General features: G+C 62.2%; 19 protein-coding genes. 5 read left to right on the forward strand and 14 right to left on the reverse strand.

The window, feature by feature from the left end; translation table 11 throughout:
* Window positions 1-86: 86 nt before the first annotated feature.
* The 6 genes from KGA89_RS08935 to exbB form a co-directional block, all read right to left on the reverse strand.
* The gene (locus tag KGA89_RS08935; RefSeq protein WP_223471319.1) at window positions 87-1,487 is read right to left on the reverse strand and encodes an aminoacyl-tRNA deacylase and HDOD domain-containing protein; all 1,401 of its coding nucleotides are present in this window, start codon (window positions 1,485-1,487) and stop codon (window positions 87-89) included.
* A gap of 79 nt (window positions 1,488-1,566) precedes the next feature.
* Window positions 1,567-3,642, reverse strand: a complete 2,076-nt coding sequence (recG, locus tag KGA89_RS08940) for an ATP-dependent DNA helicase RecG (RefSeq protein ID WP_223471321.1) — start codon at window positions 3,640-3,642, stop codon at window positions 1,567-1,569.
* Window positions 3,643-3,651: 9 nt separating this feature from the next.
* A complete protein-coding gene (locus tag KGA89_RS08945; protein ID WP_003206891.1) occupies window positions 3,652-4,572 on the reverse strand; it encodes a hydrogen peroxide-inducible genes activator in 921 nt (306 codons plus the stop codon).
* 169 nt (window positions 4,573-4,741) lie between these two features.
* Window positions 4,742-5,497 carry an energy transducer TonB gene (locus KGA89_RS08950; RefSeq protein WP_003206889.1) on the reverse strand — a complete coding sequence of 252 codons (756 nt, stop codon included), beginning with the start codon at window positions 5,495-5,497 and terminating at the stop codon, window positions 4,742-4,744.
* Window positions 5,494-5,922 carry a TonB system transport protein ExbD gene (exbD, locus tag KGA89_RS08955; RefSeq protein ID WP_003206888.1) on the reverse strand — a complete coding sequence of 143 codons (429 nt, stop codon included), beginning with the start codon at window positions 5,920-5,922 and terminating at the stop codon, window positions 5,494-5,496. Before exbD ends, KGA89_RS08950 begins: the two co-directional genes overlap by 4 nt.
* Before the next feature lie 6 nt (window positions 5,923-5,928).
* A complete protein-coding gene (gene exbB / locus KGA89_RS08960; RefSeq protein WP_013694561.1) occupies window positions 5,929-6,900 on the reverse strand; it encodes a tonB-system energizer ExbB in 972 nt (323 codons plus the stop codon).
* Window positions 6,901-7,088: 188 nt separating this feature from the next.
* Between exbB and KGA89_RS08965 the strand changes: the two genes are divergently transcribed.
* Together KGA89_RS08965 and KGA89_RS08970 are read left to right on the forward strand one after the other, a co-directional pair.
* Window positions 7,089-7,946, forward strand: coding sequence for an SDR family oxidoreductase (locus KGA89_RS08965; RefSeq protein WP_003206884.1), 858 nt, complete (start codon window positions 7,089-7,091; stop codon window positions 7,944-7,946).
* 233 nt (window positions 7,947-8,179) lie between these two features.
* Window positions 8,180-9,079: a DMT family transporter gene (locus KGA89_RS08970; RefSeq protein WP_003206882.1), complete on the forward strand. Its 900-nt coding sequence runs from the start codon at window positions 8,180-8,182 to the stop codon at window positions 9,077-9,079.
* Window positions 9,080-9,130: 51 nt separating this feature from the next.
* On the opposite strand, the gene KGA89_RS08975 is transcribed toward KGA89_RS08970, so the two are convergent.
* The 6 genes from KGA89_RS08975 to KGA89_RS09000 form a co-directional block, all read right to left on the reverse strand.
* The gene (locus KGA89_RS08975; protein ID WP_223471323.1) at window positions 9,131-9,871 is read right to left on the reverse strand and encodes a hypothetical protein; all 741 of its coding nucleotides are present in this window, start codon (window positions 9,869-9,871) and stop codon (window positions 9,131-9,133) included.
* A 56-nt stretch (window positions 9,872-9,927) separates the two neighbouring features.
* Window positions 9,928-10,308 (reverse strand): RidA family protein, encoded by a 381-nt coding sequence (locus KGA89_RS08980; RefSeq protein ID WP_003206880.1) that lies wholly within the window; start codon window positions 10,306-10,308, stop codon window positions 9,928-9,930.
* Between the two features lie 24 nt (window positions 10,309-10,332).
* On the reverse strand, window positions 10,333-12,438 hold the full coding sequence (gene spoT, locus KGA89_RS08985; protein WP_003206879.1) for a bifunctional GTP diphosphokinase/guanosine-3',5'-bis pyrophosphate 3'-pyrophosphohydrolase: 2,106 nt from the start codon (window positions 12,436-12,438) through the stop codon (window positions 10,333-10,335).
* Window positions 12,439-12,498: 60 nt separating this feature from the next.
* Window positions 12,499-12,762: a DNA-directed RNA polymerase subunit omega gene (rpoZ, locus tag KGA89_RS08990; protein ID WP_003177259.1), complete on the reverse strand. Its 264-nt coding sequence runs from the start codon at window positions 12,760-12,762 to the stop codon at window positions 12,499-12,501.
* A gap of 167 nt (window positions 12,763-12,929) precedes the next feature.
* Entirely contained in the window at window positions 12,930-13,550 is a 621-nt protein-coding gene (gmk, locus tag KGA89_RS08995) for a guanylate kinase (RefSeq protein WP_003206877.1), read from the reverse strand.
* 10 nt (window positions 13,551-13,560) lie between these two features.
* Entirely contained in the window at window positions 13,561-14,424 is an 864-nt protein-coding gene (locus tag KGA89_RS09000) for a YicC/YloC family endoribonuclease (RefSeq protein WP_003206875.1), read from the reverse strand.
* 273 nt (window positions 14,425-14,697) lie between these two features.
* On the opposite strand from KGA89_RS09000, the gene rph reads away from it, so the two are divergent.
* Window positions 14,698-15,420: a ribonuclease PH gene (gene rph / locus KGA89_RS09005; RefSeq protein WP_003177262.1), complete on the forward strand. Its 723-nt coding sequence runs from the start codon at window positions 14,698-14,700 to the stop codon at window positions 15,418-15,420.
* Window positions 15,421-15,451: 31 nt separating this feature from the next.
* On the forward strand, window positions 15,452-15,820 hold the full coding sequence (locus KGA89_RS09010) for a DUF4870 domain-containing protein (protein ID WP_013694558.1): 369 nt from the start codon (window positions 15,452-15,454) through the stop codon (window positions 15,818-15,820).
* 175 nt (window positions 15,821-15,995) lie between these two features.
* Here KGA89_RS09010 and KGA89_RS09015 read toward each other — a convergent pair whose 3' ends face one another.
* Window positions 15,996-16,775, reverse strand: coding sequence for an exodeoxyribonuclease III (locus KGA89_RS09015; protein WP_013694557.1), 780 nt, complete (start codon window positions 16,773-16,775; stop codon window positions 15,996-15,998).
* 83 nt (window positions 16,776-16,858) lie between these two features.
* Between KGA89_RS09015 and pyrE the strand changes: the two genes are divergently transcribed.
* Entirely contained in the window at window positions 16,859-17,503 is a 645-nt protein-coding gene (gene pyrE / locus KGA89_RS09020) for an orotate phosphoribosyltransferase (RefSeq protein ID WP_003206873.1), read from the forward strand.
* An 87-nt stretch (window positions 17,504-17,590) separates the two neighbouring features.
* Here pyrE and argB read toward each other — a convergent pair whose 3' ends face one another.
* Window positions 17,591-18,496 carry an acetylglutamate kinase gene (gene argB / locus KGA89_RS09025; protein WP_003206871.1) on the reverse strand — a complete coding sequence of 302 codons (906 nt, stop codon included), beginning with the start codon at window positions 18,494-18,496 and terminating at the stop codon, window positions 17,591-17,593.
* Window positions 18,497-18,521 lie beyond the last annotated feature (25 nt).

An 18,521-nucleotide genomic window follows, 5' to 3' on the forward strand; every position in this document is an offset into this window, starting at 1 on the left:
TTCCGCTTCTGAGATGTGACGCAGAGCGTCACGGGATGCATTCCCACGCAGAGCGTGGGAAAGATCAAATGACCGGGCGAGCCTATTCAGCCGTGGCTGAACTGCGAGGCCAGTTCGCGCAGCAGCACTTCCGCCTCGAGCACTTTGCTGACTACGTCGTTGACCTTGTCCCGAGACAGGCCTACGCGCTCGAGCAATGCATCGGGAATTTCCTCGTCCGGGCCGGAGCCGATCCCTCGCGAGCGCAGCAGGCGTACGGCCAGGCATACCAGGTTCGGGTAGGCGGCGTATTCGCCGTCGTAGTGCGGGTCGTGCTGGAAGCGCAGGGCGGTGGCCAGTTCGTCGGGCATGTCCCAGTAGCGCATCAACCAGGCGCCGATCTGCTCGCGACTGATGCCCAGCAGGTGCTGTTCCACGTAGCTGTGGCACAGGTGCGGGTTGACCTCCAGGTGCCGGCAGATCAACGAGAAGTGCGGCGGGAATACGTGGGCCAGCAGCAGATAACCGAAGTTGTGCAGCAGGCCGGACAGGTATGTCAGGCCACCTTCGGGACGCTGGGCACGCGGCATGGCGCGGGTCAGGCCTTCGATGACGGCGGCGGTGTAGATCGACTGGTGCCAGTACGGCGTGGTGTGTTGCGGGTGGTCCTTGGGCAGGCTCAGGGTCTTGCCCAAGGCCAGGCCCAGCGCCAGGTTGATCACCAGGTCGAAGCCCAGTACCCGCACGATGGCATCTTCCACCGAACGAATCTTGCCGGGTGATGCGTAGTAGGGCGATGCCGCCCAGCTCACCACTTGCGCGGCCAGGGCCGGGTCGGTTTCCACCACGCCGGTGATGTCATCGATGGTCGCGTCCGGGTCGACCCGCAGCTTGATGATTTTCTGTGCGGTTTCAGCCAGCGGCGGAATCTCGATGGTTTCTTCCAGCCGTTGCTGGATACGCCGGGCGGTGAACGCCTGCACAGCCTGGGTGATTTCCGCGCGGTCGTCGTGCGGGCGGTCGAGGTTGGGGGTGATGTTGCTCACGGCTTCGCCGAACGTCGCGGCGCTGGCCTTGGTGAGCATGGTCTTGAACGCTTCGCTGGTGACTTCCAGCAACAGCCCCGGCTCACCGGAGTTGATCAGCAACTTCGGTTCGCGCAGCAGGCTTTCTTCGTACAGGCAGGGCGAGCTGGTGAGCGCCGGCAGGCCGGGCAGCAGGCTCAGGCTGTGCTTGCCGAGCATGCGCTCCAGACGTTCGGTCGGCACTGCCGTGAGTTTGCGACCAGTGAGTTCGGCCAGGCGGTTGAGGTCCAGCAGCTGGCTTTGCGGAAACAGCACCATGAGCGCGCCAACGGCATCGTGCAGCAACACCGCCTGCACTTTGCGGGCTGGGTTCAGGCCGGGGCGTTCGAGCACTTCGTCAAAGCCGACGCCCAATTTCTCGAGCAACAGCCGAATAACAGACGGAGCGTGCGGGGATTCGGGGACGAGGGCAGCTTCTGTCATGGTCTGTATCCGTTTTCCTACAAGTTGGTCAGTATAACCAGCTTGTCCGGTACGCGCGTCCGGAAAACTGAGCGCGTGCTCACACTTGGCCGTATTGCTGCCCGTGACGCAGCCAGCGATCCAGCAGCGGGCTGACGTGGTCGGGCCAGCGTTCCAGCAGCGCCTGGGCGGCATCGCGTACGGCGGGAAGCAGGTCGGCGTCGCGCATCAGGTCGGCCACCTTGAATTGAAGCAGACCGGTCTGGCGCGTGCCGAGCATTTCACCGGGGCCGCGCAATTCGAGGTCTTTTTCGGCAATAACGAAACCGTCGTTGGTTTCGCGCATGATCCCCAGACGCTGGCGCCCGATCTGCGACAGCGGCGGGTGGTACAGCAGGACGCAATGGCTGGCGGCACTGCCCCGGCCGACGCGGCCGCGCAGTTGGTGCAGCTGCGCCAGGCCCAGCCGTTCGGGGTTTTCGATGATCATCAGGCTGGCATTGGGCACGTCGACGCCCACCTCGATCACCGTGGTCGCGACCAATAGCTGCAGGGCGCCGGCCTTGAACTCAGCCATGACGGCGGCTTTTTCGGCGGGTTTCATGCGGCCGTGGATCAGCCCGACCTTCAACTCGCCGAGTGCGGCAGTGAGGTCTTCATAGGTGGTTTCGGCCGCCTGGCAGGTCAATTCTTCCGACTCCTCGATCAAGGTGCACACCCAATAAGCCTGCCGCCCTTCGGCGCAGGCGCTGCGCACGCGCTCGATCACTTCCACCCGTCGGGTGTCGGTGACCAGCACGGTATTGACCGGCGTACGGCCAGGGGGCAGTTCGTCGAGGATCGAGGTGTCGAGGTCGGCGTAGGCGCTCATCGCCAGGGTCCGCGGGATCGGCGTCGCGGTCATGATCAGTTGATGAGGGCACATCCGTCCGCCCACGCCTTTCTGCCGCAGGGCCAGGCGCTGTTGCACGCCGAAGCGGTGCTGTTCGTCGATGATCACCAGGGCCAGGTTCTTGAACTGCACTTCGTCCTGGAACAGCGCATGGGTGCCGACCACCATCGGCGCGCCTTCGGCGATCTGTGCCAGGGCGGTTGTGCGGTTCTTGCCCTTGAGCTTGCCGGCCAGCCAGGCGACTTCGATGCCCAACGGTTCGAGCCAGCGCTGGAAGGTGATGAAATGTTGTTCGGCCAGGATCTCGGTGGGCGCCATCAGCGCCACCTGATAACCGGCCTCCAAGGCCTGCAGCGCTGCCAGGGCTGCGACCACGGTCTTGCCAGCGCCGACATCGCCCTGGATCAGCCGCAGCATCGGCTCGGGCTGGCTCAGGTCGTAGGCGATTTCGTTGCCGACCCGTTGCTGGGCGCCCGTGGGGGTGAAACCGAGGTTGGCCAGGTAGCGGGCCGGCAGATCCCTGGCCTTGGGCATGGCCGGGGCGCGCAGGGAACGCAGGCTTTCGCGCAGGCGTTGCTGGGACAGTTGATGAGTCAGCAGTTCTTCGAACGCCAGGCGGTGCTGGGCCCAGTGATGGCCGAGGGCGAGTTCGTCGACGTCGGCATCGGCGGGCGGATGGTGCAGGTAGCGGATCGCATCGGCCAGGGGCGCCAGGTGGTAATCCCGGGCCAGTTCCGTGGGCAGCCAGTCGGGCAGGCTGCTGGGGCCGAGCAGGGTCAGGGTTTGCTGGCAGAGCTGGCGCAAGCGCTGTTGGGTCAGGCCTTCGGTGAGCGGATAGACCGGGGTCAGGGTTTCATCCACGGGCGGCGGTTCGCCGCCGGTGATGGCGCGGTATTCCGGGTGATAGATCTCCAACCCCGAAGCCCCGGGTCGCGCCTCGCCGTAGCAGCGCACGCGGGTGCCACGCTTGAGGCCTTCCTTTTGTGCATTGCTGAAATGGTAGAAGCGCAGGCTGAGCCCGCCGGTGCCGTCCTGCAAGCGCACCACCAGGCTGCGTCGACGGCCCATGACCACGTCGGCGCCGCTGACGGTGCCTTCGATCACCGCATCCTGCCCCGGGCGCAAATGGCCGATGGGCACCACGCGAGTGCGGTCCTGGTAACGCAGCGGCAGGTGGAACAGCACGTCCTGGAGGTTTTCCAGGCCTACCTTGGCCAGTTTCTCGGCCATGGCTTCACCGACACCCTTGAGTGTCGTGACCGGCACTTTCGACAGCTCAGTCATGGCCGTGGCTTACTTGCCAGCGGGCGGCTTGGCCACGGAGCACAGACGGATCGAGTCGGCGAGGATCTCGATGGCCTTGGGCCGCGGGAAACTGGCGCGCCAGGCGATGGCAACGGTGCGGAACGGCACGGGCGGCGTCAGTGGGCGGACTTCGATCACGCCGGGGGCGTAATGATGGCTGTCCACCGCCGACAGCGGCAGGATCGAAATGCCCAGGCCTGAGGCGACCATGTGGCGGATGGTTTCCAGGGAGCTGGACTCCACAGTGGTGTGCTTGGCCCCTTCGCTGCCCTTGGTCAGGGTCGGGCAGGCTTCGAGCACCTGGTCGCGGAAGCAGTGGCCTTCGCCAAGCAACAGCAGGCTCTTGTCGTTGAGCAGGGCGGCGTCGATGGTTTTTTTCTGGGTCCAGGGGTGCTGGGCCGGCATCAGGACGTAGAACGGTTCGTCGTAGAGCGGCAGGGTCAGGACGTCGGCTTCGTTGAACGGCAGGGCGATGATGATCGCGTCCAGCTCGCCGTTGCGCAGCTTGTCGCGCAGCACATGGGTGAAGTTTTCTTCGATGTACAACGGCATCTGCGGGGCGACCCGGTGCAGTTGCGGAATCAGGTGCGGGAACAGGTACGGGCCAACGGTGTAGATCGCGCCGACTTTCAGCGGGGCGGTCAGCTGGTTCTTGCCGGCCTGGGCCAGTTCGCGAATGCCCTGAGCCTGCTCCAGGACCTTTTGCGCCTGGGCCACGATGCCTTCGCCTACGGGAGTCAGGCGCACGGCGCTTTTGCTGCGCTCGAAAATCAGCACACCGAGTTCGTCTTCAAGCTTTTTCACGCCCACCGAGAGCGTCGGCTGGCTGACGTGGCAACGCTCGGCCGCATGGCCGAAATGCTGCTCTTGGGCGAGGGTCACGATGTAGCGTAATTCTGTGAGGGTCATGGCGAGCGTCCGTGAAGTTGCGAGCCAAGCATACCGGCTGCAATCGATAGACGCACGTTATCAGACTGGGGGTGCGGTGTGACACTGTCCAATGTTTCTGTGGCGAGGGGATAAATCCCATCACCACAGAAACAAGAAGCCCCTGTTACAGGGGCTTGCAAAGTTGGGATCAACGCCGGCGCTTGTCGATGGAGTACACAAACGGTGCCGTCAGTTCGATGGTGCCGTTGGTCAGCAGCTCCGCCGGCGGCTTGGGCAGCGGTTGGGCTTTGCGGATCATTTCCAGGGTGGCCCGGTCCAGGGAGTCCGTGCCGGAGCTGCCCACCAGTTCGAACGACAACACGTTACCTTCGGCATCTACCACGAAGCGCAGGCGGTTGGTGCCTTCCTTGTTCATCTGCCGGGCCCTGAGCGGGTACTCCTTGTACTTGCCCAGGTGCGCCAACAGCGTGCCCTGCCAATTGGCCTTGGCAGCCGATTGCGCAGGCGACGGGCCAGGCGCCGGTTGCGCGGACTTCTCGGCGACTGACTGGGTTGGCGGGGTGTCGCTGGGCTTCTGCTCCGACGGCTGTTCCTTCGGCGGCTCGGGCTTTTTCTCCACCGGTTTGGGCTTGGGCGGTTGCGGCTTTGGCTTGGGCTTGACCGGCTTGGGCACGGAAATCTCCGGCTTCGGCGCTTCGGCAAGCTTGGGCAGCGGCAGTTCTTCGACCGGCTCGGGAGGTTGCGGCGGTGTGACGACTTTGGGCGGTGCCGGTGGCGGTGGGGCGGGTACCGGCGCCAGCTCGACCATCATTGCCTGGGGAGGCAATTCGATGGGCGCGCGTGATGTCCAGTTCAGCGCCAGGGCGATGGCGAGCGCATGCACGCCCAGCACCACTGCCAGGCTACCGCTGTAACGCGTCAGCTTTTGGCGCGTCGTGATCATTTCTTGGGCGCCGTCTCGAGTCCGACCAGACCGACCTTCAGGTAGCCGGCGCCTCGCAGTGCGTCCATCACGCTCATCAGGTCGCCATAGTCCACGCCTTTGTCGGCCTGGAAGAAGATCGTCGTGTCTTTCTTGCCTTGGGTCTTGGCGTCGAGGGTCGCGCCGAGGGTTTCGGCCTTGACCTCGTCTTCACCCAGGAACAGGCGCTGGTCGGCCTTGACGCTGAGGAACACCGGTTTCTCCGGCCGTGGCGAGGGCTTGGCCGTCGACGCCGGCAGGTCAACCTTGATGTCCACGGTGGCGAGCGGGGCGGCCACCATGAAGATGATCAACAGCACCAGCATCACGTCGATGAACGGCGTGACGTTGATTTCGTGGTTCTCGGCCAGATCGTCGTCTGCGCCTTCTTTCAAATGCAGGCCCATGGCCGATTACCCCACTTTCACCATGTGCGGTTGCGAGCCACGCTCGGGCGGCAGGTGGTCGAGGTCGCGGCTGACCAGCAGCAGGACTTCGGCCGAAGCGTCGGAGACCTGGGCCTTGTAGCCGGCAATGGAACGGGCGAAGACGTTGTAGATCACCACGGCCGGGATTGCCGCGACCAGGCCCAAGGCCGTTGCCAGCAAGGCTTCGGCGATGCCGGGTGCGACGACGGCGAGGTTGGTGGTCTGGGTCTTGGCGATGCCGATGAAGCTGTTCATGATGCCCCACACTGTGCCGAACAGGCCGACGAACGGCGCGGTAGAGCCGATGGTGGCGAGCACGCCGGTGCCGCTGCTCATGTTGCGACCACAGGCGGCGACCAGGCGCTCGAGACGGAAGCTCACGCGTTCCTTGATGCCTTCTTTCTCGCGGCTGTTGGCCGACAGGCGCATCTCTTCGAGTGCGTCATGCACCAGCAGGTTGGCAAGAGTGCCTGCCTTCGCGGCGGTGGCGCTGGCTTCCTTGAGGGTGGTGGCTTTTTTCAGGGCGGCGATTTCACCGCGCAAGCGACGCTTGGCACCCAGCAGCTCGAAGCCTTTGGCAATCCAGATGGTCCAGGTGATGATCGAGGCGATGGCCAGGCCGATCATCACGATTTTCACGATGATGTCGGCGTTCTTGTACATGCCCCATGGCGACAGGTCGTGGGCCATGCCCAGGGAGTTGTCGGCTTCGAGCATTTGAGGTGCGTCGGCTTCGACGGCTTGGGCCGGGTCGGTGGCGACAGGCGTGGCAACGGGAGCGGCCGGGTCGGCCGGTGCCTGGGCAGCAGCTGGTACGGTGGCCGGGGTCGTGGCGGGCGTCTGTGCATCGGCGAATGCGGCGGCCGGTGCCAGCAGCAGGCTGAACAGCAGGGCGGCTACCGTGCTCCAGGCACGAGGTCGATTGGTTGGCGAAGCGGGGGATAGAGAGCGTTTCATGCTGGCCGGACCTGAGAGGAAAAAGAAGGTTGATGTTCTTCCAGGCCTCGTGGGCCGAGAACAAAAGTGGTGGGCATTATTGCAATTAATTCTTGTTAACAAAAGTAATACAGTTACTTTTTTTGTCGCATGGCTAGCCGCTCGTCCCCTGCGAAGGCTAGTCTGCGGCTTTGCCAGAGGAGTTCTTGATGTCCGCGCCTTCTGTTTTGATCGCCGGCTGCGGTGATATCGGCGGCCGCCTGGCCAGCCAGTTAGTGGCCGAGCATTGGCAAGTCCATGGCCTGCGGCGCACGGTTTCGAAGCTGCCAGCGGGCGTCATCGGGGTGGCGGGGGATTTGTTCAGCGAGCAATGCCCCGCCGACTGGCCCACCGGGTCACTGGATTACCTGGTGTACAGCGCCGCGGCCACCGACCATGACGAAGCGGGTTATCGCACGGCTTATGTCGAAGGGTTGCAGAATGTGTTGAGCTGGTTGAAGCAGCATGGGCAGCGGCCCAAGCGTCTGCTGTTTGTGTCCAGCAGCAGCGTTTATGGGCAACAGCAGGGCGAATGGGTGGATGAAACGTCGCCAACCGTGGCCGGCGGGTATTCCGGTCGGCTGATGCTCGAAGCCGAGCAAGTGGCCTTGGACAGTGGCATCCCGGCCAGCCGCGTGCGCCTGACCGGCATCTATGGGCCGGGTCGGGAATGGTTGTTGAGTCAGGTGCGCCAAGGCTATCGCGTCGTGATCGACCCACCGCTCTACGCCAATCGCATCCACGCCGACGATGCCGCCGGCTTGCTGGCGTTCCTGCTGGAGGCTGATCGCCAGGGCCAGGTGCTGGACGATTGCTACATCGGCGTCGACGACGCCCCTGCGCCGCTGGCCGAGGTGGTGGGCTGGTTGCGTGAATACATGGGCGTCACCCAGTGGTCCGAAGACGCCAGTGTGCGTCGCGCCGGCAGCAAGCGCTGCAGCAATGCCCGGGCGAAGGCCTTGGGCTGGGCGCCGCGTTATCCGAGTTTTCGCGAGGGGTATGCGGCGATTCTGGAAGGGCGCTGCTGACACGGGTCCGCTCGGCGTGTGCTCGATGATGTCGTTCGGCGCCAAGGGCTAGTCCTTGGGTTCTTACCTTCCAGGTCTTGACTTGGTTCATCGAGCTCGCCGAGCATTATCCGTTGCTTGCCGAAGCCAAGAGTTATCTGCAGGCCACCCGCAACCGTTTCAGCCATCTTTTGCGTCGTCGATGTGGGCCAACATCCCGTCGAATGACCTAACAGCGACAAGGACCGTCATCAATGCAAGCCAGTTTCAGCAAAGGCGTTATCTTTGCACTCTCCGCCGCCGCACTTAACGCCACGATAGGCGTGCTCAGCAAAGTGCTCATGAGCAATGGTTTCACCGCCAGCAGTGTCGCCGTCATAAAGACTGTCCTGGGTTGTCTGCTGCTCTCGGCCTTGCTGCTGTTTATCAAGCGTCCGGCGACGACGGCCAAATGGACCCAGGCGGCGATCTGCGCGTTTCTCGGTATCTTTGTGCTGTTCCACTTCGAAACGGCTGCCTATCGGCATTACGCTGCGGCGGGTGTGGTGGTGATGCTGATGGCCAGTGCTTCCATTTCCTCGATTGTGCTCGGACGCATCATCCTCAAGGATGCGATCACCGCGAACGCCACTGTGGGTGCCGCCTTGGCGATCGCCGGAATCGCGGTGATCTTTGGCGCCGATCTACAGCAAGGCTTCACGCTCCAAGGCGTTGCACTCGCGTCCATGGCGGGCTGCGGCTATGGGGCGTTTTCGGTGGCCATGAAACGGATGGGCGTGTCCGGTGGGCTGCACTTCACTCGTCAGTTGCTGTTCTTCGGCAGCCTGTACTTGCTGATGCCGGCTTCTGCCGACGGCTTCGTGATCGGTGAGCTGTCGCCCTGGGCGATTGCCGCACTGCTGGCGCTGGCCGCGCTGCCGACCATCCTCGGTTTTTTTTGCACCACCAAGGCAATCGAGTACCTCAAGCCATCCCAGGTGCAAGCCTTGGAGCTGACCGAGCCGCTGTTCGCCGCACTGCTGGCATTTGTTGTGCTCAATGAAGTGCCGCGCGAAAGCCTGTACCCGGGCGCACTACTGATCATCCTTGGGCTGTGTTTCTCCAATGAGCTGATCCGCCTGGGTAGAAAAAAGCCTGTCCCGTCTCGCGCGTGAACCTTTGCCGGGAGAGGGCGCTCGTATAGTTATTTCAAAGCGCCCTATCCTTTACTGCTTTTCCAGCAACCATCGCCGGGTGCCCGGCGTGAACGAAGGCATTTCATCGGCCAGCGCGGCGTTGACGGTCTGGAAGATCTCCAGCTTCTTGCCGTCGCGGGCAAAGATCCAGGTGTTGCCCTGGCCGTTCTGTTGCAGCCAGATGTTGTCGTTGCCACCGCTCATGGAGGCGCAATCGCCGGCCAGACACAAGGCGTAGCGATCGGCACCCGGCAGGCCGCTGACCTGGCCGTCGGGCTGGAACTGCACGGTGGCGCCCTGGCCGGGGCCGCTGGCGATGTTCCAGGTGCCGCCCAGGTAGGCGGCATACAGCGCACGCTCGAAACTGGCACCGATGGGCGCGCCTTCCGGTACCTGGACTTGTGCGCGATCGAACACCTGCTGCGGTTCGTTCTCGGTGGCGGCCTGGCTCAACTGGTCGCCATCGCGCTTGAGTTCGCTGGCGGAGCTGCCGTAGAAATCGACTTTCCAGGCGCCGTCTTCTTCGCCCAGCAATTTGCCTTCGACGTTTTCAAAACCGTTGGTGTAGCGCGCCTGACCGCCCCGGGTGTTGACGTCCCATTCCAGGTTCGGGCCATAGCCCTGCAGCGCTTCGCGAAGCGGGCCGCCCTTGGCGGCAGCGTCGATGGCTGCCTGGTTGATCCAGGTGCCGCTGATGTCACGGTCGGCAGGGTCGCTGGCGCAGCCGCCCAGAAGCAGGGCTGCCAGCGAGAGAGCAAGCGCTTTGCGCATGGTGGAATCCTTTCAAGACGAAAACGGCGCAGCGGGGGAGGCTGCGCCGGCCTTATTTACTCGATGACCAGGATGGCATCCATCTCAACCTGAGCGCCCTTGGGCAGGGCGGCCACGCCGATGGCGGCGCGGGCAGGGTAAGGCTGGTCGAAGTACTTGCCCATCACCTCGTTGACCTTGGCGAAATGGCTCAGGTCGGTGAGGAAGATGTTCAGCTTGACGATGTCCTTGAACGAACCACCGGCGGCCTCGGCCACGGCCTTGAGGTTTTCGAACACCTGCACGGTCTGGGCTTCGAAGCCTTCCACCAGTTCCATGGTTTTCGGGTCCAGTGGAATCTGGCCCGACATGTACACGGTGTTGCCGGCCTTGATCGCCTGGGAATAAGTACCGATGGCGGCGGGGGCCTTGTCGCTGGTGATAACGGTCTTGGTCATGAATGACTCCTGATAACGAATGGGCTACGCGCGCATCCGGGTGATGCGGATAACGCCGGTCAGGGCGCGCAGTTTCTTGATCACGCGGGCCAGGTGCACACGGTCGTGCACGCTGACCACCAATTGAACGACGCTGATGCGGCCATCGCGTTCGTCCATGCTGATTTTTTCGATATTGCCGTCGGCGGCATTGACGCTGCTGGCCAGCAGGGCGATCAGGCCGCGCTGGTGTTCCAGCTCGACCCGCAGCTCGACGTTGAATTCGCCGGTGACATCCTTGGCCCAGGAGAGCTGGATGCATTTTTCCGGGTTATGACGGATTTCGCTGATGTTGCGGCAGTTGTCCAGGTGCACGACCATCCCTTTGCCGGCGGACAAGTGGCCGACAATCGGGTCGCCCGGAATCGGCGTACAACACTTGGCATAACTGAGCACCAGGCCCTCGGTGCCGCGAATCGCCAGCGGGCCTTCGGGGCTTGGCAACTGTTCGCCTTCGCCGAGCAGGCGACGGGCAACGACGTAGGCCATGCGATTGCCCAGGCCGATGTCTTCGAGCAGGTCTTCGATCAATTCGAGACGGTATTCGTGGAGCATCAGTTGCACGCGCTCGACCGGGATCTTGTCGAGCGAGCTGTCGAAACCGTTCAGCACCTTGTTCAGCAGGCGTTCGCCGAGGCTGATGGATTCGGAGCGACGTTGCAGTTTGAGGGCGTGACGGATATGGGTGCGGGCCTTGCCGGTGACCACGAAATTGAGCCACGCCGGGTTGGGTCGTGCGCCGGGGGCGCTGACGATTTCCACCGTGGAACCGCTTTGCAGCGGTTCGGACAACGGCGCCAGGCGGCGGTTGATCCGGCACGCGATGCAACTGTTGCCGACGTCGGTGTGCACCGCATAGGCAAAGTCCACGGCCGTGGAGCCTTTGGGCAGCTCCATGATCCGGCCCTTGGGCGTGAAGACGTAGACCTCGTCCGGGAACAGGTCGATCTTCACGCTCTCGATGAATTCCAGGGAGTTGCCGGCGCGCTGCTGCATTTCCAGCACCCCCTTGACCCATTGCCGGGCGCGGGCGTGAGTGCTCTTGGGTTGTTCGTCACCGCTGGATTTGTACAGCCAATGGGCGGCGATGCCGTTGTTGGCCATTTCTTCCATTTCGCGGGTGCGGATCTGGATTTCGATGGGTACGCCGTGCATGCCGAACAGCGTGGTGTGCAGCGACTGATAGCCGTTGGCCTTGGGGATCGCGATGTAATCCTTGAAGCGCCCCGGCAACGGTTTGTACAAATTATGTACAGCGCCCAGCACGCGGTAGCAGGTATCGACCTTGTCGACGATGATCCGGAACGCGTAGACGTCCATGATCTCGTTGAAGGCCCGACGCTTGCCGCGCATTTTCTTGTAGATGCCGTAGAGGTGTTTCTGCCGCCCGCTGACTTCGCCTTCGATGCCGTCGATGGCCAGGCAGTGGCTCAGCGACTCTTCGATCTTGTTGACGATTTCCTTGCGGTTGCCCCGGGCGCGCTTGACGGCCTGGTTTATCCGCGCCGAACGCATCGGGTGCATGGCCTTGAAGCCGAGGTCTTCGAACTCGATGCGGATCGCGTGCATGCCCAGGCGATTGGCGATGGGGGCGTAGATTTCCAGGGTTTCCTTGGCGATGCGCCGGCGTTTTTCGCCGGACAGCACTTCCAGGGTGCGCATGTTGTGCAGGCGGTCGGCGAGCTTGACCAGGATCACGCGAATGTCGCGGGCCATGGCCATGGCCATTTTCTGGAAGTTTTCGGCCTGGGCCTCGGCCTTGGTCTCGAAGTTCATCTGGGTCAGCTTGCTGACCCCGTCGACCAGTTCGGCCACGGTTTCGCCGAACTGCGCCTGCAGCGCTTCCTTGGCAATGCCGGTGTCTTCGATCACGTCATGCAGCATCGCCGCCATCAGGCTCTGATGGTCCATGTGCATGTCGGCAAGAATATTCGCCACCGCAAGAGGATGCGTGACGTACGCCTCGCCGCTGCGGCGGCGCTGGCCGTCGTGGGCTTGTTCGGCGTAGAAATAGGCTCGGCGGACCAGATTGACCTGGTCCGTGCCGAGGTAGGCCGATAAGCGATCGGCGAGGGCGTCTATGCTCGGCATGATGATGACTCCTGCCGTTTGCTGTGACCCCGCGCCGTGCTACGTCGACCAGGCATAGGCTTAGACCGCCTCGTTGGACTCGTCCTCGAACGCTGCGAACAGCGGTTCGTCTTCGACGATTTCAGCGTTGGCGATGAACTCGTAGCTCATCAGGCCTTCGGCGATTTCACGCAGCGCTACTACGGTAGGCTTGTCGTTTTCCCACTGGACCAACGGCTCTTTGCCACCGGTGGCCAGTTGACGGGCACGCTTGGTAGAGAGCATGACCAGCTCAAAGCGGTTTTCCACGTGTTCTAGGCAGTCTTCAACGGTTACGCGGGCCATGGTATTCCTCGGAGCGAATGCAATATGCGCGCTGCCCGGTTGGGCGAGCGGACTCGACAGTTTAAAAAAACACCAGCGTTTAGGGAAGCGCTGATTTTTTAACCAAACCCCTCGGCGCGCTGCGACTACCAATGTAAAGCCGTCGCAGCGGTTTTGGGAAGGGCTGTTCAGCCCAACAATTCGGCTAATAATTTGCCGAAACGTTGCTGTTGGCGTTTCTGCTGCAGCTGGCTGGCGCGGAAAATCGCCTTCAGGTCGTCCAGCGCGTGGGCGAAATCGTCGTTGATGATCAGATAATCATAGTCGACGTAGTGACTCATCTCGCTGACCGCTTCGCGCATCCGGCCCTCGATGATGTCGTCGCTGTCCTGGCCACGGTTGGTCAGGCGCTGGCGCAAGGCTTGCTGGCTTGGCGGCAGGATGAAGATCGACCGGGCCTGGGGCATCAGCTTGCGCACCTGCTCGGCGCCTTGCCAGTCGATTTCCAGGATCAGGTCGTGACCTTCGTCCAGGGTCTGCTGCAAGTAGCTTTGCGAAGTGCCATAAAGGTTGCCGAAAACTTCGGCGCGCTCCAGGAAGTCGCCGTGCTCGGCCATCTTCACGAACTCTTCGCGGTCGACGAAGTGATAGTTCACACCATTCACTTCGCCCGGGCGCATGGCGCGGGTGGTGTGCGAGACCGAGACGCGGATCTGCGGTTCGGCGTCGATCAGTGCCTTGACCAGGCTGGTCTTGCCGGCGCCCGAGGGCGCGGAAATGATGTAGAGGGTGCCGGTGCTGTGGGTCATGTCGTTAGCCTTACTCAATGTTCTGCACTTGTTCGCGCATTTGTTCGATCAACACCTTGAGGTTGACCGCCGCCTGGGTGCTGCGCGGGTCGAAGGCTTTGGAGCCCAGTGTATTGGCTTCGCGGTTGAGCTCCTGCATCAGGAAGTCGAGGCGACGACCGGCCGCACCGCCGGACTTGAGCACCCGGCGAACTTCGATGATGTGGGTGCTCAGGCGATCCAGTTCTTCGGCCACGTCGCTCTTTTGCGCGAGCATGACCATTTCCTGTTCCAGGCGTTGCGGGTCCAGCTCGGCCTTCATGTCGGTGAAACGGTCGAGGACTTTCTGGCGCTGGGTGGCGAGCATCTGCGGGACCAGTTCGCGCAGGGTGCTGACGTCTTCTTCAATGGAGGTCAGGCGCTCGTTGATCAGCCGGGCCAGCTCCGCGCCTTCGCGCTCGCGGCCGGCCTTGAGTTCCTTGAGGCCTTCATTGAACAGTGCCATCGCCTCGGCGTTCAGCGCCTGTGGGTCGCTCGCATCGCCCACCAGCACGCCGGGCCAAGCCAGGACTTCCAGTGGATTCAGGGCAGCAGGGTTCTTGATCAGGCTGGCGACGGTTTCGGCGGCGGCGACCAGTTGCGCGGCGCGCTCGCGGTCCACTTGCAAGGCTTTGCCAGTGCTTTCTTCAGTGAAGCGCAGGGTGCATTCCAGCTTGCCCCGGGACAGGCCCTGGCGCAGTGCCTCGCGTACACCCCCTTCCAGGTCGCGGAAAGACTCGGGCAGGCGCAGGTGCGGCTCCAGGTAGCGGCTGTTGACCGAGCGCAGTTCCCAGCTCAGCGTGCCTTGGGCCCCGGCTTTTTCGACGCGGGCGAAGGCGGTCATGCTGTGCACCATGGAGGTTCCTCGCAATGCAGGCCGGCACGACGGTGGTCGTGGGCCTGGAGTCTGTAAATTAAAAGCCCAAGGGCAGCAAAGGCGCAGGATTGTAGCGCAGTGAGGCGTATGCCCCAACCGCGCTTGCGACAAAGCGTGGCAGCCCGTCGGGCGGACCTCTGCGCGGCTTCGCTCGCGCCGGCTTTTTAGAGCCGCGCGACGTTTAACTGCCCTATGACGATTCACGGCTCTATAATGCTCGGCAGTTTTCCGTCCTCCGTACAGGTATTCCCTATGAAACGTCCAAGTGGTCGCGCTGCCGATCAGCTTCGCTCGATCCGCATTACCCGCAACTACACCAAACACGCCGAGGGATCTGTACTGGTCGAATTCGGTGATACCAAGGTCATCTGCACCGTCAGTGTCGAAAACGGCGTGCCACGGTTCCTCAAGGGTCAGGGCCAGGGTTGGTTGACGGCCGAATACGGCATGCTGCCGCGCGCCACCGGTGAGCGGAACCAGCGCGAGGCCAGCCGTGGCAAGCAGGGCGGCCGTACCCTGGAAATCCAACGCTTGATCGGCCGTTCGCTGCGTGCTGCTCTGGACATGTCCAAGTTGGGCGACGTGACACTGTATGTCGATTGCGACGTGATCCAGGCCGACGGCGGCACGCGTACTGCCTCCATCACTGGGGCCATGGTCGCCCTGGTCGATGCCTTGAAAGTGATCAAGAAGCGCGGCGGCCTCAAGGGTGGCGACCCGCTCAAGCAAATGATCGCCGCTGTTTCCGTGGGCATGTACCAGGGCGAGCCGGTGCTGGATCTGGATTACCTGGAAGACTCCGCCGCCGAGACTGACCTGAACGTGGTCATGACCAGTGCCGGCGGTTTCATCGAAGTCCAGGGCACTGCCGAGGGCGCGCCGTTCCAGCCGGAAGAATTGAACGCTATGCTGGAGTTGGCGAAGAAAGGCATGAACGAGATCTTCGAACTGCAAAAGGCCGCCTTGGCTGACTGATCGATTCCCGCTTCAAGACAAGGAGAGCGTCATGAGTGATGAGCAAATCCTGCTGCCCCAGCCGAGCAAAGAGGCGCGTCAATGGGCAATGTTTTGTCACCTGTCCGCCTTGTTGGGGATCTGGATTCCGTTCGGCACGCTGATCGGGCCGCTGGTGCTCTGGCAGCTCAAGCGTGAGTCCGACCCGTTCATCGATGCCCAGGGCAAGGAAGCGCTGAACTTCCAGATCACCGTGGCGATTGCCTCGGCGATCAGCTTGCTGCTGATGGTCGTGGTGATCGGCTTCTTCCTCTTCGGCCTGGTGGCCATTGGTGCGTTGGTGTTGACCATCATTGGTGGCGTGAAGGCCAATGAAGGGCAGCCGTATCGGTATCCGTTTACCTGGCGGTTGGTCAAATAACGATCGATGAGTAACCCCCTGTGGGGGCGAGCCTGCTCGCGATAGCTGTGTGTCAGTCAACATCAATGTTGAATGTAACTGCGCCATCGCGAGCAGGCTCACTCCCACAGTGGAAATGGTTGTCCACAAAAAAACCGACACGGCTGTCGGTTTTTTTGTGGTTGCGAAACGACACTTAGATAGTCAGCGTCCAGTCGTAATCCACGATCAGCGGCGCATGCTGCGAGAACCGTGGCTGGCGCGGCAGGCGGGCGCTGCGTACGAAGCGGCGCAGCCCAGGCGTCAGCAGCTGGTAGTCGAAGCGCCAGCCAAGGTTGAGCATCTCGGCCTGTTCGTTGTCCGGCCACCAGCTGTACTGGTCGCCTTCACGGCTGACTTCACGCAGGGCGTCGACATAACCCATGTTGCCAATGATCTCGTCCATCCAGGCCCGTTCCGGCGCCAGGAAGCCAGGAGATTGTTGGCTGTCGCGCCAGTTCTTGATATCCAGCTTCTGTTGCGCCACGTACAGCGAGCCACAATAGATGTACTCGCGACGTTTGCGCCGCTGTTTATCCAGATAACGGGCGAAGTCGTCCATCAACTTGAATTTCTGATTCAAATCTTCATCGCCGTTCTGCCCCGAAGGGAGCAGTAAGGTCGCGATGCTGACCTTGTCGAAATCGGCTTGCAGGTAGCGCCCGTAGCGGTCCGCCGTCTCGAAACCGAGACCGTTGATGACAGCCTTCGGCTGCAGCCGCGAGTACAAAGCCACGCCACCCTGGGCGGGGACTTCGGCATCGCAGGCATAAAGGAAGTAACCATCCAGTTGGAAGGCTGCATCGTCCAGTTCAAAGGCGGAGGCGCGGGTGTCCTGCAGGCAGATGACGTCGGCATTCTGTGCTTGCAGCCAACTGAGCAAACCACGCTCGACTGCAGCCTGAATACCATTGACGTTCACACTGATGATCCGCATAAATGGCCCCAAAAATCACGTGCGTGTATGATACACGCCGTGTACCTATTTAGCTAAATCCGCGGTATTTGAGGCTTTTTTTCATGCAGGCGTATCAGCGCGATTTCATTCGCTTTGCCATCGATCGCGGCGTTTTGCGCTTCGGTGAGTTCACCCTCAAGTCCGGGCGCACCAGCCCGTACTTCTTCAATGCCGGCCTGTTCAACACCGGTTCCGCCCTGGCGCAACTGGGTCGTTTCTATGCGGCAGCCATCGTCGAGAGCGGTATCCCGTTCGATGTGCTGTTCGGCCCGGCCTACAAAGGCATCCCGCTGGCCGCCACCACTGCCGTCGCCCTGGCCGAACACCACGGGCGCGACTTGCCTTGGTGCTTCAACCGCAAGGAAGCCAAGGCCCACGGCGAAGGCGGCAGCCTGGTGGGTGCACCGCTGACCGGCGACGTGTTGATCATCGACGACGTCATCACTGCCGGCACTGCCATTCGTGAAGTGATGCAGATCATCGGTTCCCAGGAAGGCGCCAAGGCCGCTGGCGTGCTGATTGCCCTGAACCGCCAGGAGCGCGGCAACGGTGAGCTGTCGGCGATCCAGGAAGTGGAGCGCGACTTTGGCATTCCGGTGATCAGCATTGTGTCGCTGAACCAGGTGCTGGAGTTTTTGGCCGACGATCCGCAGCTCAAGCAGCATTTGCCGGCGGTTGAGGCTTATCGGGCGCAGTTCGGCGTTTAAAGATTTGCACATTCCCTTGTGGGAGTCGGTGGGTAAAAAAAAACCCGCTCAACCAGGTTGAGCGGGGTCTTTTTTTACCGGTATCGCTTAAGGACGCTTGCGATTGCTGATCAACGTACCTACGCCGGTGTCGGTGAAGATCTCCAGCAGGATCGCATTTGGTACCCGGCCGTCGATGATCAACGAGCTGCCGACGCCGCCTTGTACCGCTTCCAGTGCGCAACGGATCTTCGGCAGCATGCCGCCGTAGATGGTGCCATCGGCGATCAGGTCATCGACCTGTTGGGTCGACAGTCCGGTCAGGACCTTGCCCGACTTGTCCATCAGGCCGGCGATGTTGGTCAGCAGCATCAGCTTTTCAGCTTTCAGTGCCTCTGCAACCTTGCCCGCCACCAGGTCGGCGTTGATGTTGTACGACTCGCCGTTGGCGCCCACGCCGATGGGCGCGATCACCGGGATGAAGTCGCCCTTGACCAGCAGGTTCAGCAGGTCGGTGTTGATACCGACCACTTCGCCCACATGACCGATGTCGATGATTTCCGGCTGGGTCATCTCCGGTGTCTGGCGGGTGACGGTGAGTTTCTTCGCCCGGATCAGCTCGGCGTCCTTGCCTGTCAGGCCGATGGCGCTACCGCCATGACGGTTGATCAGGTTGACGATGTCCTTGTTGACCTGGCCGCCCAGGACCATTTCCACCACATCCATGGTCTGCGCGTCGGTCACGCGCATGCCATCGATGAAGTGGCTTTCGATCGACAGGCGCTTGAGCAAGTCACCGATCTGCGGGCCACCACCGTGTACGACCACCGGGTTGATGCCCACGGCCTTCATCAGCACGATGTCGCGGGCGAAGCCGGTCTTGAGCTCCTCGCTTTCCATCGCGTTGCCGCCGTATTTGATCACCAGGGTCTTGCCGACGTAGCGTCGGATATAAGGCAACGCTTCGGACAGGACCTTGGCGGTGTTGGCGGCGGCTTCGCGTTCGAGGGTCATTCAGGGCTCCGGTAGTGCTTCAAAA

Origin of the sequence: Pseudomonas sp. A-RE-22 (assembly GCF_019956035.1) — a bacterium.
Taxonomy (GTDB): domain Bacteria; phylum Pseudomonadota; class Gammaproteobacteria; order Pseudomonadales; family Pseudomonadaceae; genus Aquipseudomonas; species Aquipseudomonas brassicacearum.